We start from the raw sequence: 15,572 nt of genomic DNA, 5'->3' as shown, positions 1-15,572 counted from the left end.
CGAGTGTCGGGGGAAGGCCCCGTCCAGAGGCTCGCCCCGAGCGTGCGAGGGGTGAGGAGGACGGGGTCCTTCCACCTTCATCAGCGCAGCCAGCGGGCGGCCTCGACCGCCCAGTAGCTGAGCACCGAACCGGCGCCGGCCCGGCGGATGGCGGTCAGCGTCTCCAGGATCGCCCGCTGCCGGTCGACCCAGCCGTTGGCCGCGGCCGCCTCGAGCATCGCGTACTCGCCGCTGACCTGGTAGGCGCTGACCGGGACGTCGACGGCGTCGGCGACCCGGGCCACGATGTCCAGGTAGGGCAGCGCGGGCTTGACCATCACGGCGTCCGCGCCCTCGGCGAGGTCCTGCGCGACCTCGCGCAGCGCCTCGTCGGCGTTCGGCGGATCCATCTGGTAAGTCGACCGGTCACCGAACTGCGGCGCCCCCTCGGCGGCCTCGCGGAAGGGGCCGTAGAAGCCGGAGGCGTACTTCGCGGCGTAGGCGAGGATCGGCGTCTCGGTGAACGCGGCGCTGTCCAGCCCGGCCCGGATCGCCGCGACCTGGCCGTCCATCATCCCGCTGGGGGCCACCACGTGCGCCCCGGCCTGGGCCTGGGCGATCGCGACGGCGGCGTAGCGGTCCAGCGTGGGGTCGTTGTCGACCACGCCCGCCGGGGTGACCACGCCGCAGTGCCCGTGGTCGGTGTACTCGCACAGGCACAGGTCGGCCATCAGCACCAGCTCGTCGCCCAGGTCGGCCCGCAGGTCCTGCAGCGAGCGATTGACCACGCCGTCGGCGGCGTCGGCCTGGGAGCCCACCGGGTCCTTGTCGGCCGGGATGCCGAACAGCATCAGGCCGCTGATCCCGGCCTCGGCCGCCTCGGCCGCCGCCTTGCGCAGCGAGTCCCGAGTGTGCTGGACGACGCCGGGCATGGAGCTGATCGGCTGCGGCTCGGCGATGCCCTCCTTCACGAAGACCGGCAGCACCAGGTCGGCCGGGGCCAGCCGGGTCTGCGCCGTCCACCGGCGCATCGCCGGGGTGGAGCGCAGCCGGCGGCCCCGGGCGAACCCGGGGTTGGCCCCGCCGGTCACTTCTCGCCTTCTGCCTCGGCCCGGCGGGCCTGCGCGAACTCGGCGAGCGCGTCGACCAGCGGTCCGACCGCGGCGGTCTCCGGCTGCACGTCGACCCGCAGGCCGAACTCGGTGGCGCTGGCGGCGGTGGCCGGACCGATCACCGCGACGACCGTCTTGGCGTGCGGCTTGCCGGCGATGCCGACCAGGTTGCGCACCGTGCTCGAGGAGGTGAAGCAGACCGCGTCGAACCCACCGCCCTTGATCGCCTCGCGCACCGCGGCCGCCGGCGGTGCCGCCCGGACGGTGCGGTAGGCGGTGACGTCGTCGATCTCCCAGCCGCGCTCCTGCAGCCCGGCGGCGAGGGTCTCGGTGGCGATGTCGGCGCGGGGCAGCAGCACCCGGTCGATCGGGTCGAAGACGTCGTCGTAGGGCGGGAAGTCGGCCAGCAGGCCCTCGCTGGACTGGTCACCCGTAGGCACCAGCTCCGGCACGATCCCGAAGTCGCGGACCGCCTGGGCGGTCTGCTCGCCGACGCAGGCGACCTTGACCCCGGCGAAGGCGCGGGCGTCCAGGCCCAGCTCGACGAACTTCTCCCGCACCGCGCGGACGGCGTTGGTGGAGGTGAAGACGATCCAGCCGTACCGGCCGGTGACCAGGCCCTTGACCGCCCGGTCCATCTGCGCGGGGCTGCGCGGCGGCTCGACGGCGATCGTCGGCACCTCGACCGGGACGGCGCCGTAGGCACGCAGCCGGTCGCTCATCTCCCCCGCCTGCTCCTTGGTGCGCGGCACCAGCACGCGCCAACCGAACAGCGGGCGGCTCTCCCACCAGGACAGCTTGCCGCGCTTGTCGACGGCGGCACCGACGGTCACCACGACCGGGCCGGTGAGGGTGTCGAGCCCGGCGGACTTCTCCGCCACCGCCGCCAGCTTGCCGGCCACGCTCTTCTGCGCGGTGCCGCTGCCCCCGGTGGTCACCAGGACCGGGGTGGAGCCGGAGAGGCCGCCCTCGACCAGGCCGGCGGCCAGGGTGGGCAGCTGCTCGGCGGACGCCTGGAGCACCAGCGCGGCGCCGGTGCCCGAGGCGGCGGCGGCCAGCGCGGTGAGGTCGGCCGGGGCGTCCGCGCCCGGGCGCACGTCGGCGGTCACCGAGGTGCCACCCAGCGGGACGCCGGCGTAACCCGGCACCGCGGTGCTCACCGCGACGCCCGGGACGACGTCGAACGGGACGCTGGTCCGGGTGACCGCGAGCGCCTCCTTGACCACGGCGTCGCTGGTGAACGGGTCGCCGGCGACGAGCCGGACCACCACGTTGCCGTTCTTGGCCGCGGCGACGGCGCCCTTGGCGACGTCGGCCGGCTCACCGCTGACCGGGGTCAGCTCGAGGTCCGGGTGCGCCTCGCGCACGGCCTCGGTGACCGCAGCCGAGACGTCCGGGTCGACCAGCACCGTGTCGGCGCCGGCGATCGCTGCGCTCGCCCGGGCGGTCAGCAGCTCCGGGTCACCGGGGCCGGCACCGACGAACACCACGGTGCCCTTGCTGCTGCCGTTCTGCTTGCGTGAGCGCGTCATCGCGTGCTCCTGTTCCTGCCCCCGGAGGGGGTCGCTGCGGGTGGTACGGGGTCGTGGGGGCGGGCGGGCACTCGCCCGGGACGGCGGGTCACCGGGGTGCCGCCATCAGCGCGGCGGCGCCGCGGTCGAGCAGCTCGGCGGCCAGCTGCCGGCCCAGCGCCTCGGCCTCGACGGCCGGGCCGGTGAGCGAGCCGCGGACGCCGTCGCTGCCGTCGATCGCGGTGACCGAGGCGCGCAGGTAGAGCTCGGCGGCGCCGTTCTCGTCCTCGGCCAGCTCGGCGGAGGCGGCCACCGGGGCGCTGCAGCCGGCCTCGAGCGCGGCGAGCACGGCGCGCTCGGCGGCGACGCAGGCCCGCGTGGCCGGGTCCTCCAGCACGGCGAGCAGCTCGCGCACCCGGGTGTCCTCCGTGCGGCACTCGACGGCGAGCGCGCCCTGGGCCGGCGCGGGCAGCACCTGGAGCGGGTCGAGCACCTCGGTGACCGCGGCGAGCCGGTCGATCCGGGCCAGCCCGGCGCGGGCCAGCACGACGGCGTCCAGGTCGGCGTCCGGCCCCAGCGCCCGCGCCATCCGGGTGTCGACGTTGCCGCGGACCGGCACGACGTCCAGGCCGAGGCCGAGCGCGCGCAGCTGCGCCATCCGGCGCGGGGCTCCGGTGCCCACGCGGGCACCCGGGGGCAGCTCGCCCAGGGTGAGCCCGTCGCGGGCGACCAGCGCGTCGCGCGCGTCCTCCCGCGGGGGGACGGCGGCCAGCGTGAGCCCCGGGGCGGGCGCGGTCGGGAGGTCCTTGTAGCTGTGCACCGCGACGTCGACCTCGCCGCGCAGCAGGGCCTCGCGCAGCGCGGCGACGAAGACGCCGGTGCCGCCGAGCTGGCTGATCGCCTCGGTGGACCGGTCGCCGTAGGTGCTCACGTGCACCAGCTCGACCGGCACGCCGGTGGCCGCGGTCAGCGCGTCGGCGACGTGGGAGGACTGGGTGAGCGCCAGCTGGCTGGCGCGGGTACCCAGCCGCAGCGGCAGGGCGGCGGTCACGGGGCACCCCCGGTGCGCCGGTCGAGGGCGGCAGAGCCGCCGGCGCGCCCGTCGCGGGCGGCCTCGATCCGCGGGTCCAGGGCCGACAGCGGGGTGCCGGCGGGCAGCTGCGGGTCGACGGTGACCGCGTCGGAGAGGGTGGCCCGGTCGCCGTCGGTGGCGCCGGACAGGCCCAGGCCGAACAGCGCGCGCAGCGCGTCGGCGTAGTCGGTGCCCCCTGGTGCGCTGGCCAGCTCCTTCACCCGCACGGTCGGCTCGTGCAGCAGCTTGTCGACGACGCGGCGCACGGTGCGGGCGATCTCGCTGCGGGCCTTGGCGTCGAGGTCGGGCAGCCGGGTGGACAGCCGCAGCAGCTCGGCGTCGACGACCTCGGCGGCCTGGCTGCGCAGCGCGGAGACGGTGGGGGCGACCGCGGCGGCCTGCCGCTCGGCGCGCAGCAGCGAGGTCTCCAGCTCGACCAGCGCGTGGGCGGCGGCGATGTCGTCGGCGGCGACCGAACCGGCCACCGGTTGCCCCGGGTGGGCGGCCCGCTCGCCCTGCAGCATCGCCAGGTCGACGACGTGCACGCCGGGCAGGCCGGCGACCGCGGCCTCGACGTCGCGGGGCAGGGCGAGGTCCACGACGACCATGCGCCGGCCGTCGCGGCCGGCCATCGCGGTGGCGACCAGCTCCTCGCCGATCACCGTGCCGGTGGCGCCGGTGCAGGTGACCAGCACGTCGGCGGCGGCCAGCTCGTCGGGGAGCCGGTCCAGGTCGGCCTGCCGGCCGCCGACGGACTCCGCCAGTCGCGCGGCGCTGGCCGGGGTGCGGCTGCTGACGGTGACCGCGGCGCCGCGGCGGGCCAGCGTGGTGGCCGCCAGCGCCCCCATGGAGCCGGCGCCGACGACGAGCACCGGACGACCGGCCAGGTCGCCGAGGACGTCGGTGGTGCGGTCCAGCGCGACCGACACCAGCGAGGCGCCGGCCCGGTCGATGCCGGTCTCGGCGTGCACCCGCTTGCCGACCCGCAGGGCGCGCTGGGCGATCGGGTGCAGCTCGCGCCCGACGGTGCCCTGCTCCTGGGCCAGTGCGTAGGCGGTGCGCAGCTGCCCGAGCACCTGCGTCTCTCCCACGACCATCGAGTCCAGGCCGGCGGCGACCGTGCAGAGGTGGCCGATCGCCTGGTCCTCGTAGTACACGGTGACGTAGGGCGAGAGCTCCTCGACCGTGGCGCCGGCGTGCCGGGCGAGCACCCGGCTGACGTCGGTGACGCCGCCGTGGAAGCGGTCGACCTCGGCGAAGACCTCGATCCGGTTGCAGGTGGCCAGCACCATCGCCTCGCTGACGTGGTCGCTGTCGACGAGCTCGTGCAGCGCCTTGACCGTGTCGTCGCCGCTCATGCTGACCTGCTCGAGCAGGGCGACCGGAGCGGTCTGGTGGCTGATCCCGACGGCGAGCAGGCTCATCGCGCACCCCCTGCGCCGGAAGAGGAGCTCAGCGCACCCCCTGCGCCGGAAGAGGAGCTCAGCGCACCCCCTGCGCCCGAGGAGCTCAGCGCGCTCCCGGCGGTGTGCAGCTCGGCCACCGGCGAGGGGTCGTCGGCGCGCTGCTGGTCCCCGTCCCTCTGCTGATCGAGGAAGGCCAGCACCTGGAGTTCGACGGACAGGTCGACCTTGCGGACGTCGACCCCCGCGGGCACGGACAACGCCACCGGCGCGAAGTTCAAGATGCTCCTCACCCCGGCCGCGACGAGCCGGTCACAGACCGACTGCGCCACCTCGGCCGGTGTCGTGATGACCCCGATCGTGGCGGCGGTGGCTCGCACCACCGCCTCGAGCTCCTCCACCGGGCGGACCGTGCACCCGCCCACCCGGGTCCCCACCGTGCCGGGGTCGCTGTCCATCAGGCCGACGAAGGTGAAGCCGCGGCTGGCGAAGCCGGTGTAGTCGGCCAGCGCGGAGCCCAGGCGGCCGAGCCCGACCAGCACGCACGGCCGGGACCGCTCGCCGCCCAGGGCCTCGGACAGCCGCGCGCGCAGCCCGGCCACCGAGTAGCCGACCCCGCGCACACCGCACGGCCCCAGGTGCGACAGGTCCTTGCGGAGCCCGGCGGGGTTGACCCCGGCGGCGGAGGCCAGCTCGCCGGAGGAGACGTGGCTGCGACCGTCGTCGGCGAGACCGGCCAGCACCCGCAGGTACACGGCCAGCCGGGCGACGGTGGCCTCCGGGATGTTCCGGGGCCGCGACTGGGTCACGGGCAGACTCTCCAGCGATCCGAACACGCCCCGGCCGGGGCCGGACGTTCGGGGGACTCAGGGCAAGGGAACTCGACGGACCTGGGCGCGTCAGCGCCCGGCCATCTCACGGTAACCGCTTGTGAAGGCCTGAACAAAGTCGCCGGCCCCGTCCACGCAGGTCACAGGCCCCTGCTGTGTCGGATGCCACGCCGCGCGCCACCCGGTCGGGTGCGACCGGTGCCTCAGCCGACGCCGAGGTCGCGCCGAAGGCGGGGGACGTCGACGGTGAAGTAGCTGTGCTCCCGGCCGTCGAGCAGCACCACCGGGACGCGGTCACCGTACTCGGCGCGCAGCTCCTCGTCCGCGTCGACGTCGACCAGCACCGGCGTCAGGCCGGCCTCCCCGCCGATGCGGGTGAGCGTCTCCTCGGCCACGGTGCACAGGTGGCACCCGGCCCGGGTGAGCAGCTGCAGGCGTGGTGCAGGGTCAGTCACCGGTGTCCTCCCAGAGGGCGGCGCGCGCCGCCCGTTCCATCCCGAGCTCGCGGAGCCGGGCCCGGCTGACCTTGCCGGTGAGCGAGTGCGGCAGCTCGGGCACCAGGTGGACCGCCACCGGCACCTTGAACCGGGCCAGCGACGCCGCGGCGTGCGCGCGCAGCTGTGCCTCGTCGATCTCGGCGCCCGGTACCGCCACCACGACGGCGTGCACCGCCTCGCCGGTGCGCGGGTCGGGCAGCCCGATGACCGCGCTCTGGGCGACCCCGGGGTGGGCGTCGAGCACCCGCTCGACCTCGCCCGGGTAGACGTTGAAGCCGTTGACCAGGACCAGGTCCCGCCGTCGGTCGATCAGGACCAGGTCGCCGTCGGCGTCCCGATAGGCGATGTCGCCGGTGGCCAGCCACCCCCGCGCATCCGGCCCGTCGGAGCCGTCGGGCCAGTACCCGCTGAACAGGTTGGGCCCGCGGGCGCAGATCTCGCCGGCCTCCTCCGCGTCGTCGTCCCCGTCGTCGGCCGGGTCGTCGGCCGGGTCGTCACCGGCCGTCGGGCCGCCCGCGGTGTCCCGCAGCCGCAGCTCGACCCCGGGCAGCGGCCCGCCGATGGAGCGCGGCTTGGACCGTCCGGTGACCAGGGTGCTGGCCAGCACCGGGCCGGCCTCGGTCAGCCCGTACCCCTCCCACACGGTGACCGCGGCCCGCTCGCGCATCGCGGTCAGCACCGCGGGAGGCAGCGGGGCGGACCCGGAGCTGGCCGTGCGGACGGCGGCGAAGCCGCGCCGCAGCACCGCGTCGGAGCCGGCGGCGTCGGCGGCCGCCAGCCAGGCCGCGTACATCGGCGGGGCGGCGGGGACGGCGGTGACCTCCTCCTCGGCCATCAGCCGGAGGGTGGCCAGCGGGTCGAACTCCTCGACCAGCACGGCGCAGGCGGCGGTCGCGGCGACCAGCCCCCATGCGCCGGTGAAGCCGTAGACGTGGAACAGCGGGAGGACCACCAGCACCCGGTCACCCGCACGCACCGGCGGCGGGTCCAGGGCCAGGCACTGCTGCTGGTTCGCCAGCAGTGCGGCGTGCGTGAGCATCGCGCCCTGCGGCCGGTCGGTGGTGCCGCTGGTGTAGGCGAGCAACGCCAGCGCGGCCGGGTCCTCGGGGTCGACCGGAGCCGGGCCGTCGTCGTCCGGCGGGCCGGCGTGCACCGGCACACCGGCCAGCTCCGCCCGGGCGTCGGCGGTCACCAGCAGCCGCGCCCCGGAGTCGGTGAGCAGGTACGACACCTCGGGGTCGGTGTAGGCGGTGTTGACCGGGACGACGACCAGGCCCGCTCGCAGGGCGCCGGTCACCGCCACCACCCAGTCGACCCCGTTGCGCAGCTGGACCGCCACCCGGTCGCCGGCGGCCAGCCCACGGGCGCGGTACCCCGCGGCGGCCCGGTCGACGAGCGCGTCGAGCTCGGCCCAGGTCAGCCGGCGTGCGCCGTACACCAGGGCCGGGGACTCCCCGGAGGTGGCGGCCGCGCGGCGCACCAGTGCCGCGAGGGACCCCACCGGCGCGGTCGGCGCCACCGGGACGCCCTCTTCCGTCACACGGACCTCCCTGGACCCACGGGCCGCCCCCGACCAGCGGCGACAGCGCCACCGGGGCACGATGGTGTCATCCCGGCGAGCCGCCCGCAGCGGGTTCCCCTCCGCCGGGCGAGCCGGCCGGACCGGGGGTGGAGGAGCTGCACGGCATGACCCGTCCCCACCCGTCCGCGCCCCCGGCTGCCCCCGCCACCGGCCAGCGCCTCCGGCCGGTCCCCCGTCCCCGGCTCGAGCAGCCCCTGACGACCAGCCCGGCGGCCAGCCCGGCGAGCTCCGCCGACGAGGCGGTCCCGGCGCCGGCCCCCGTCGAGGCCGGTGGGTCCCCGCGCCCCGGTCTCCCCGCCGACCAGGACGAGGTCTGGGACTTCGTCCGCCGGGCCCAGCAGGGCGACGCCGAGGGCTTCGGCCTGCTCTACGACCGTTACGTGGACGTGGTCCACCGCTTCCTGCTGCACCGGGTCGGCGACCGGGCCACCGCCGAGGACTTCACCAGCGAGACGTTCGTCCGGGCGCTGCGCCGGATCGACTCGCTGACCTTCCAGGGCCGCGACGTGGGCGCCTGGCTGGTCACGATCGCCCGCAACATCGTGCTGGACCACGTCAAGAGCAGCCGCCACCGGCTGGAGGTGACCACCGCGGACATGCCCGACGCCGACCGGGCGACCGAGAGCCCGGAGGACACGGTGGTGCAGCGGCTCACCAACGCCGAGCTCATCGCCTGCATGCAGCAGCTCTCCGCCGACCAGCGCGAGTGCCTGGAGCTGCGCTTCCTGCAGGACCTCACCGTCGCCGAGACCGCGGCCGCGATGGGCAGGAAGGACGGCGCGATCAAGGCGCTGCAGCACCGTGCGGTGCGCCGGCTCGCCGCGCTGGTGCACCCGGGACTGCGGTGACGGGTGTGATCGCCCGGCCGCGCTGCGTAACGCCGGGCCCGCCCCGGTCGTTGACCGGAGCGGGATCCCGCGCCGACCGGCGACGCGGGACCGAGGCGGTACGCGGAGGACGACGGTGATGGTGCAGCACGACGACGCGACGGCTGCCGCCCGTCGTGCCGCCGGCCCGCCCCGCACCGCCGAGGACCTGGTGCTGGCCCGGCTGGAGGGCCTGGCGGAGGAGCACGCCGCGCGGCCGGACCCGGCGTTCCGCGCGGCCACCCGGGCCCGGCTGGTGGCGATGGCCGCCGTCCGGGAACCCTCGCCCCGGCGCCGCGGCCTGCGGCGCCTGCTGGCCGCCCGCACCCCGCCCCGGCGGGGCCGGCTCACCGCCGGGCTCGCCGGCGCCACGCTCACGGTGGCGGCCCTCGGGGGCCTGCTGACCGCCGCCCAGGGCGCGGCGCCCGGCGACCTGCTGTACGAGGTGAAGCGCGGCGGCGAGGCGACCCAGCTGGTGCTCGTCGGTGACAGCAGTCGCGGCGCGACGCTGCTGGACTTCGCCAGCACCCGGCTCGGCGAGCTGACCGAGCTGGCCGTCGCCGGCGAGGCGTCGCCCGTGCTCGAGACGCTGCGGACCATGGACCAGCAGACCACCGAGGGCGCCTCGTGGCTCACCACCCGGGCGGTGGCCGACGCCGACGCCGCGGCGCTGCAGGCGCTCGCCACGTGGACCACCGGACAGCGCACCGGCCTGGACGCGCTGCCCGACGACCTCCCCGCCGGCGTCGACGAGGCGCTGGCCGGCTCCCGGCGGCTCGTCTCCGCCGTCGCCGACCGCGCCACGGCGCTCGGTACCGCGCTGGCCTGCGCCGGCGGGCCGGCCGTCACCGCCGCCGACGAGCTCGGCCCGCGGCCCGCCCCCTGCCCTCCCGACGTACCAGCCGCGCAGCGCCCGGCCCCCGGTACGCCGTCAGCGCCCCCGGCCGCGTCGGGAGGCGTGCCGGCCGCCCCGGGCGAGGCCGCACCGGCGGCGCCGCCCGCCTCCCCCGCGACCACCGCGCCGCCCGCGGCCGGGACGCCGACCCCGGCTCCCGCGCCCACGCCCCCGGCACCCGCACCGGCTGCGCCGGCTCCCGAAGACCGGCCGGTGCCCGCCGCACCCGCGTCGCCCAGCACGGCGGCGCCGTCCCGACCGGGCACGGTCGTCGAGCTGCCCCCGGTCGTTCCGGGCCTCCGGGTCTGCCTGCCGCCGCTGATCTCGGTCAACTGCCGACCTGCCGCCGACTGAGCAGCCCGGCTCGCTAGGGTCGGGTGCCCAGCACAGCCCACACCGGGAGGTGACCCGTGGTCAGAATCCCCTTCCGCGGGCGGGCTGCGCGCCTCCCCGGCGGGCTGGCCGACGAGGAGACCCGCGCGCTCGTCGCCGGCACCGCGTCGGCCGCGGCCGCGGAGACCGCGCCGGCACCCGCGCCGCACCCCGACCCGACCGGCGCCGCGTTCTTCGACGTCGACAACACGATGATGATGGGCGCCTCGCTGTTCTGGTTCGCCCGCGGACTGGCCGCCCGCAAGTACTTCACCTCCCGCGACGTGGCCTCCTTCATCTGGCAGCAGGCCAAGTTCCGGATCGCGGGCAGCGAGAGCAGCATCGACATGCACACCGTGCGGGACAACGCGCTCGCGTTCGTCGCGGGCCGGCCGGTCGAGGAGATCAAGCAGGCCAGCGAGGAGATCTACGACGAGCTGATGGCCGACCGCATCTGGTCGGGCACCCGGCTGCTCGCCCAGCAGCACCTCGATGCCGGGCAACGGGTCTGGCTGGTCACCGCCACCCCGGTCGAGCTCGCCTCGATCATCGCCCACCGACTGGGGCTCACCGGGGCTCTCGGCACGGTCGCGGAGGTGGTCGACGGGCAGTTCACCGGGCGGCTGGTCGGCGAGCTGATGCACGGCGATGCGAAGGCCCAGGCGGTGCGGGTGCTCGCCGAGCGGGAGGGGCTGGACCTGGCCCGCTGCACCGCCTACAGCGATTCCAGCAACGACCTGCCGATGCTCAGCCTGGTGGGCACCGCGGTCGCGGTGAACCCCGACTCCGAGCTGCGGGCCATCGCCCGGTCCCGCGGCTGGACGATCAAGGACTTCCGCACCGGGCGCAAGGCCGCCAAGATCGGCGTCCCCACGGTCGGCGCCGCAGCCGTGTCCGGGGGCGTCGTCGGCGGGCTGGTCGCGCTGCGCCGCCGCAACCGCTGGCCCTTCTGACCGGGCTCGCCGGCCCGTCCGCCGACCGGCCCCCCCCTGATCCCCGCCGCCAACTCCGTGGCGTCCGCGTGGACGTCCCGGTGCCGTCCGGACATGTAGGGGGTGACGGACCCGCGACGGACGGAGCTCAGCGCGATGACGGACCCACTCGACGACCTGCTGCAGGGATCGGCCCCACCGGCGACCAGGCGATCCGCCACGCTCGAGCAGCAGCTGCAGGCACTGGCCCGCAGCACCGCGGCACCGCAGCACCACCGACGGCCGCGGCGGGCCCGCCGGGTGGCGGTCGGCGCGAGCGCAGCCGTCCTGCTCGGTGCCGGGGTGTCGGCGGCTGCAGCAGCACCGGCGGCCCCGTCGTGGCTGCCGTGGGCCGACGCCCCCGACGCCGCCGTCGTGGTGGAGTCCCCGGACGGGCAGACGTGCGACACCCGCATCAAGGTGCACCCCGACCCCAGCGTCGCAGGAGGGGACGCCGAACCCGCCGCCCTGGCGGCCCGGGAGTACCTCGCCGACCTCGACCTGGCGCAGCTGGACACCTCGGCCGCCCGGCAGTCGATGGCCGAGGCGCACGTGAGTCCGCAGGGCATCGACGCCCCGGAGGTCATCACCGCCGAGCAGCTCGAGGCCCTGGCCCTGGCCCAGACCGTGGGCGACCTGGTCCGCGAGGAGCTGACCCGCCAGGGGCTGCCCCCCGCGGCGGTGCACCTGGAGGGCGAGGCCCACTGCACCGAGGAGCCCCGGTGACGGCCGACCGACGGTGGGGCCGCCGGGCCGACCCCACTGCCGAGCAGCGGATGCTGTCCGTCCTCGACGCCAACGCCCCCGACCTGCTGGCGTACTTCGAGCGGCGCGTGCAGCCGGTCGAGGACGCCGCCGACCTGCTCGGCGAGACGATGCTGACCGCCTGGCGGCGGCACGCGGACCTCCCCGACGACGCCGAACGGGCGCGGATGTGGCTGTTCGTCACCGCCCGGAACGTGCTGGCCAACCACGGCCGCGCCCAGCGACGGAAGCTGGAGCTGGCCGACCGGCTGCGCGCCGAGGTGCTGACCCAGCACCGCGCGGTGGGCGCCGGTTCCGACGAGCCCGCGGAGGCGGCGCGCGAGGCGATCGGGGAGCTGCCGGCGGAGCTGCGCGAGTTGGTCACCCTGGTGCACTGGGACGGTTTCAGCCTGACCGAGGCCGCCGAGATGACCGGCATCCCGGCGTCCACGGCGCGCAGCCGGTACGCCGCCGCCCGCCGACTCCTCTCGGCCCGGCTGCTGGCGGCGGGGGACGATGACGCCGACCGCCCGGCCCGGCCGGGCACTCCGGTGGGTGCACCGTGACCGACGAACCGGCCTCCCTCGTCGCCGCCCGGCAGCTGGCCGCGGAGGCCGGTCAGCACCCGCGCCGAGGTGCCCGCCGCGGAACACACCGGCGCGCGGCTGCGCGCCCTCGGCCAGCGCCCACGCGGGCACATCCGGGAGGAGACCAGCCGCACCCCGGGCCGGGGGACGCCGCCTCAGCTGCAGACGCTGGGCCGCAGTAGGAGGAGCCGGTGGCTCGAGTCCAGAGCGGGCACGTGATCGGTGAGTGGCAGCGGACGGCCGGTCGGCGGGCTGGACGCCGGCCCTACCCCTCGGCGGTGGCCAGCCCGTCGTCCGCGCCGTCCTCGTGGAGCGGCTCGAGCAGCATCAGCCGTAGCAGCATCTTCGCCCAGGCCGCCCGGACGGCGTCCGGCTGACCGGCGACGGCGTCGGTGGCGCGCACGCCGGCTCCCGGCAGTTCGCTCACCACCGCCTCGAAGGCCAGCCGGAAGAGCAGGTCCCGCACCTGGTCCACGGACAGGCCGGCGCCCAGCAGCGGCTCCAGCACCCAGCCCAGGCCGTTCTCGTCCAGCTCCGCCACGAACGGTTTTCGCGTCGGCCACCCCGTTCGGATGCACCGCCGGGGAGGTCGGCTCGCGAGACGCCCCGCGGCCGGGGCGGCGCTCAGACCCCGTACTCGTCGGCCAGGAACGCGCGCAGGAAGCGGTGGCCGGCCAGCTGCTCCAGGTACGGGGTGGACGGCGCGTGGCCGCGCCGGGCCGCCTCCGCCAGGTCGTCCTCCATCCACGCGACGAAGGCCTCGGCGTAGGCCGCCAGCGCAGCCACCTGTTCCCGGGGGAGCGCCGGGGCAGTCGGCGGGAACGGTCGCTCCCCCGGCTCCCGCCCCGCGCCGGGCATCAACTGAAGACGCTGCGGCGCTGGAGCAGCAGCCGGTAGATCGAGTGCTGGATGGTCTCGCGCACCTGGTCGGTCAGGTTGAACACGACCATCGGGTCGTCGGCCGCCGCCGGACCGTAGGAGGCGGTCTCGATCGGCTCGCCGAAAGCGATGAACCACTTCGACGGCAACGGCACCGCACCGAGAGGGCCGAGCAGCGGAAAGGTGGGGGTGATCGGGAAGTACGGCAGCCCGAGCAGCCGGGCGGCGGTCTTCGCGTTGCCGAGCATCGGGTAGATCTCCTCGGCGCCGACGATCGCGCACGGCACGATCGGCACGCCGGTGCGCAGCGCGGCGCTGACGAAGCCGCCCCGGCCGAACCGCTGCAGCGTGTACCGCTCGCTGAACGGCTTGCCCACCCCCTTGAAGCCCTCGGGGAAGACGCCCACCAGTTCCCCCGCCGACAGCAGCCGCTCGGCGTCCTCGTTGCAGGCGAGGGTCACGCCCAGCTTGCGGGCCAGCGACCCGATGAACGGCACCTGGAACACCAGGTCGGCACCGAGCAGGCGCAGCCGGCGCCCCGCCGGGTGCTGGTCTCGCAGCGCCACGGTCTCCATCAGCGCATCGACCGGCACGGTGCCGGAGTGGTTGGCCACCACCAGCGCTCCGCCGGTGTCCGGCACGTTCTCCAGCCCTTGGACCTCCACCCGGAACCAGCGCTCGAACCACGGGCGCAGCAGGGGCAGGAACAGGTGGTCGGTCAGGTCGGGGTCGAAGCCGAACTCGTCGGTGTCGTACTCGCCGGTCAGCCGGCGCCGCAGGAACTCCAGGCCACCGGCCACCTCCTCGTCCCAGCCGGGCTGGGCGGGGGACGGCGGGGGGCCGGGGTCGTCGTCCGGGCGGAGTGGGATGACCCGGGCCTCAGGCATCGCGCACCGCGCGCAGGCCGGGCACCGACGGTGCCGACCGTTGCCGGGGGGTGAGCACGCCCGAGGCGGCGGACAGCCCGCCGGCGAGCCGGCCCACCGCCGTCCGCACCCCGCCGGTCACGCCGGCGACCAGCGCGGGGTCCACGACCGGGGGCAGCGTGCGGCCGTAGTCGGCCAGCGCATCGGCGGTCGTGTAGTGCGGCGTGTAGCCGAACTCCTCGCGCAGCACGCGGGTGTCGACGACCCGGCCGAAGTTGAGGAAGCGCATCTGCTCCGGGGACCAGTCGATCAGCCCGGGCCGGCGGGTGAGCCGGCCGAGCGACCCCATCGCGGCCTCGGGCAGCGGTAGCTGCACCCGGCCCAGCCGGCGGATCGCCTGGGAGAGCAGGACGGTGCCCTGGGCACCGACGTTGACCGTGCCGACGAAGTCCCCGGTGGCCGCCCGGGCCAGCACCGCCACGGCGTCGTCCTCGTGGAGGAGCTGCACGCGGGCGTCGTACCCGAGGGCGGTGGGGATCACCGGCATCCGGAAGAAGCCCGACAGCAGGGAGTCGATGCGCGGGCCGATGAGGTTGGTGAACCGCAGCACGGCCACGCCCACGTCGGGGCGGCGCCGGGCGAACGAGCGCACGTAGCCCTCGATGTCCAGGCTGTCCTTGGCGAAGCCCCCACCGGGGACCCGCCGGGCCTGCATCGTCTCGGTGAAGACGGCCGGGTCGCGGGGGCTGGCCCCGTAGACCGCGCTGGTCGACTTCAGCACCAGCCGCCGCACCCGGGGCGACCGCTGGCAGGCGGCCAGCAGTTGCATGGAGCCGATGACGTTGAGCTCCTTCATCGACGCCCGCCCCCCGGCGCCGGCCGGGGTGGCGCTGATGTTCATGTGGACCACGGTGTCCACTGCGGCCGACTCGATCACCTTCCCGATCAACGGGTTGCGGATGTCGGCGCGGACGAACTCGGTCCGCCCGAGGCGGCGGAGCACCTCGGGGGCCGGGGGGACGGTGTCCACCCCGATGACCCGGTCGATGCCCGGGTCGGCTGCGAGCTCGGCCGCCAGCGCGCCGCCCAGCCACCGGCTCACACCGGTGACCAGGACGACCGCGGGCGGCACGAGCGTCAGCTCACTTCTTGTTGCGGCGCTGCACGCGGGTCTTCTTGAGCAGCTTGCGGTGCTTCTTCTTCGCCATCCGCTTGCGGCGCTTCTTGATGACCGAACCCATGTCCTGCTCCCGACGTCGTGGTCACGCGGCGCCGGGGGCGGTGACCGGGTGGCCACGCGGTTCCTGATCCGGGCACCGTGCGAGGTGTTCAGCTCGAGCGCGGGCCACCCCCCGGCCGGGGGGTGGCACCGCTCAGCGCCCGAGACTACCTGGTGCCCTTCTAGA

Annotated in this window: 17 protein-coding genes; 5 read left to right on the top strand and 12 right to left on the bottom strand. The window is 76.1% G+C overall.

Going from position 1 to position 15,572, the window contains the following annotated elements; genetic code table 11:
* Positions 1-80: 80 nt before the first annotated feature.
* The 7 genes from hemB to ACI79Y_RS08355 all read right to left on the bottom strand — a co-directional run bounded on the left by hemB (position 81) and on the right by ACI79Y_RS08355 (position 7,944).
* A complete protein-coding gene (gene hemB, locus ACI79Y_RS08385) occupies positions 81-1,070 on the bottom strand; it encodes a porphobilinogen synthase (RefSeq protein ID WP_457158030.1) in 990 nt (329 codons plus the stop codon).
* Positions 1,067-2,623 carry a uroporphyrinogen-III synthase gene (locus ACI79Y_RS08380; protein WP_457158029.1) on the bottom strand — a complete coding sequence of 519 codons (1,557 nt, stop codon included), beginning with the start codon at positions 2,621-2,623 and terminating at the stop codon, positions 1,067-1,069. Before ACI79Y_RS08380 ends, hemB begins: the two co-directional genes overlap by 4 nt.
* 88 nt (positions 2,624-2,711) lie before the next feature.
* Positions 2,712-3,653: a hydroxymethylbilane synthase gene (hemC, locus tag ACI79Y_RS08375; protein ID WP_457158028.1), complete on the bottom strand. Its 942-nt coding sequence runs from the start codon at positions 3,651-3,653 to the stop codon at positions 2,712-2,714.
* Positions 3,650-5,098: a glutamyl-tRNA reductase gene (locus tag ACI79Y_RS08370; RefSeq protein ID WP_457158027.1), complete on the bottom strand. Its 1,449-nt coding sequence runs from the start codon at positions 5,096-5,098 to the stop codon at positions 3,650-3,652. The genes hemC and ACI79Y_RS08370 overlap by 4 nt, the downstream gene beginning before the upstream one ends.
* Positions 5,095-5,886: a redox-sensing transcriptional repressor Rex gene (locus ACI79Y_RS08365; protein ID WP_457158026.1), complete on the bottom strand. Its 792-nt coding sequence runs from the start codon at positions 5,884-5,886 to the stop codon at positions 5,095-5,097. Before ACI79Y_RS08365 ends, ACI79Y_RS08370 begins: the two co-directional genes overlap by 4 nt.
* 224 nt (positions 5,887-6,110) lie before the next feature.
* Positions 6,111-6,362 (bottom strand): glutaredoxin family protein, encoded by a 252-nt coding sequence (locus ACI79Y_RS08360; RefSeq protein ID WP_457158025.1) that lies wholly within the window; start codon positions 6,360-6,362, stop codon positions 6,111-6,113.
* The gene (locus ACI79Y_RS08355) at positions 6,355-7,944 is read right to left on the bottom strand and encodes an AMP-binding protein (protein ID WP_457158024.1); all 1,590 of its coding nucleotides are present in this window, start codon (positions 7,942-7,944) and stop codon (positions 6,355-6,357) included. Before ACI79Y_RS08355 ends, ACI79Y_RS08360 begins: the two co-directional genes overlap by 8 nt.
* A 146-nt stretch (positions 7,945-8,090) precedes the next feature.
* On the opposite strand from ACI79Y_RS08355, the gene ACI79Y_RS08350 reads away from it, so the two are divergent.
* From ACI79Y_RS08350 to ACI79Y_RS08330, 5 genes are all read left to right on the top strand, one after another.
* Entirely contained in the window at positions 8,091-8,834 is a 744-nt protein-coding gene (locus ACI79Y_RS08350) for a sigma-70 family RNA polymerase sigma factor (protein WP_457158023.1), read from the top strand.
* 118 nt (positions 8,835-8,952) lie between these two features.
* A complete protein-coding gene (locus ACI79Y_RS08345) occupies positions 8,953-10,101 on the top strand; it encodes a DUF5667 domain-containing protein (protein ID WP_457158022.1) in 1,149 nt (382 codons plus the stop codon).
* Between the two features lie 56 nt (positions 10,102-10,157).
* Positions 10,158-11,072 carry an HAD family hydrolase gene (locus tag ACI79Y_RS08340; protein WP_457158021.1) on the top strand — a complete coding sequence of 305 codons (915 nt, stop codon included), beginning with the start codon at positions 10,158-10,160 and terminating at the stop codon, positions 11,070-11,072.
* Positions 11,073-11,207: 135 nt separating this feature from the next.
* Complete coding sequence (locus tag ACI79Y_RS08335) at positions 11,208-11,816, top strand: hypothetical protein (protein ID WP_457158020.1); 609 nt, start codon at positions 11,208-11,210, stop codon at positions 11,814-11,816.
* Complete coding sequence (locus ACI79Y_RS08330; RefSeq protein WP_457158019.1) at positions 11,813-12,400, top strand: RNA polymerase sigma factor; 588 nt, start codon at positions 11,813-11,815, stop codon at positions 12,398-12,400. The genes ACI79Y_RS08335 and ACI79Y_RS08330 overlap by 4 nt, the downstream gene beginning before the upstream one ends.
* A gap of 286 nt (positions 12,401-12,686) precedes the next feature.
* Here the strand turns inward: ACI79Y_RS08330 and ACI79Y_RS08325 are convergent, their stop codons facing one another.
* The 5 genes from ACI79Y_RS08325 to ACI79Y_RS08305 form a co-directional block, all read right to left on the bottom strand.
* Positions 12,687-12,962: a hypothetical protein gene (locus tag ACI79Y_RS08325; RefSeq protein ID WP_457158018.1), complete on the bottom strand. Its 276-nt coding sequence runs from the start codon at positions 12,960-12,962 to the stop codon at positions 12,687-12,689.
* An 83-nt stretch (positions 12,963-13,045) separates the two neighbouring features.
* Positions 13,046-13,207 (bottom strand): hypothetical protein, encoded by a 162-nt coding sequence (locus ACI79Y_RS08320; protein WP_457158017.1) that lies wholly within the window; start codon positions 13,205-13,207, stop codon positions 13,046-13,048.
* Between the two features lie 71 nt (positions 13,208-13,278).
* Positions 13,279-14,187 (bottom strand): lysophospholipid acyltransferase family protein, encoded by a 909-nt coding sequence (locus ACI79Y_RS08315; protein WP_457158016.1) that lies wholly within the window; start codon positions 14,185-14,187, stop codon positions 13,279-13,281.
* Positions 14,180-15,298 carry an NAD-dependent epimerase/dehydratase family protein gene (locus tag ACI79Y_RS08310; protein WP_457158015.1) on the bottom strand — a complete coding sequence of 373 codons (1,119 nt, stop codon included), beginning with the start codon at positions 15,296-15,298 and terminating at the stop codon, positions 14,180-14,182. Before ACI79Y_RS08310 ends, ACI79Y_RS08315 begins: the two co-directional genes overlap by 8 nt.
* A 10-nt stretch (positions 15,299-15,308) precedes the next feature.
* Positions 15,309-15,407 (bottom strand): 30S ribosomal protein bS22, encoded by a 99-nt coding sequence (locus ACI79Y_RS08305; protein WP_012854759.1) that lies wholly within the window; start codon positions 15,405-15,407, stop codon positions 15,309-15,311.
* Between the last annotated feature and the right edge of the window lie 165 nt (positions 15,408-15,572).

Source organism: Modestobacter sp. SYSU DS0875, assembly GCF_054050915.1.
The sequence above is the reverse complement of the archived record's forward strand: the minus strand, read 5'-3'. Positions and strand labels throughout refer to the sequence as shown.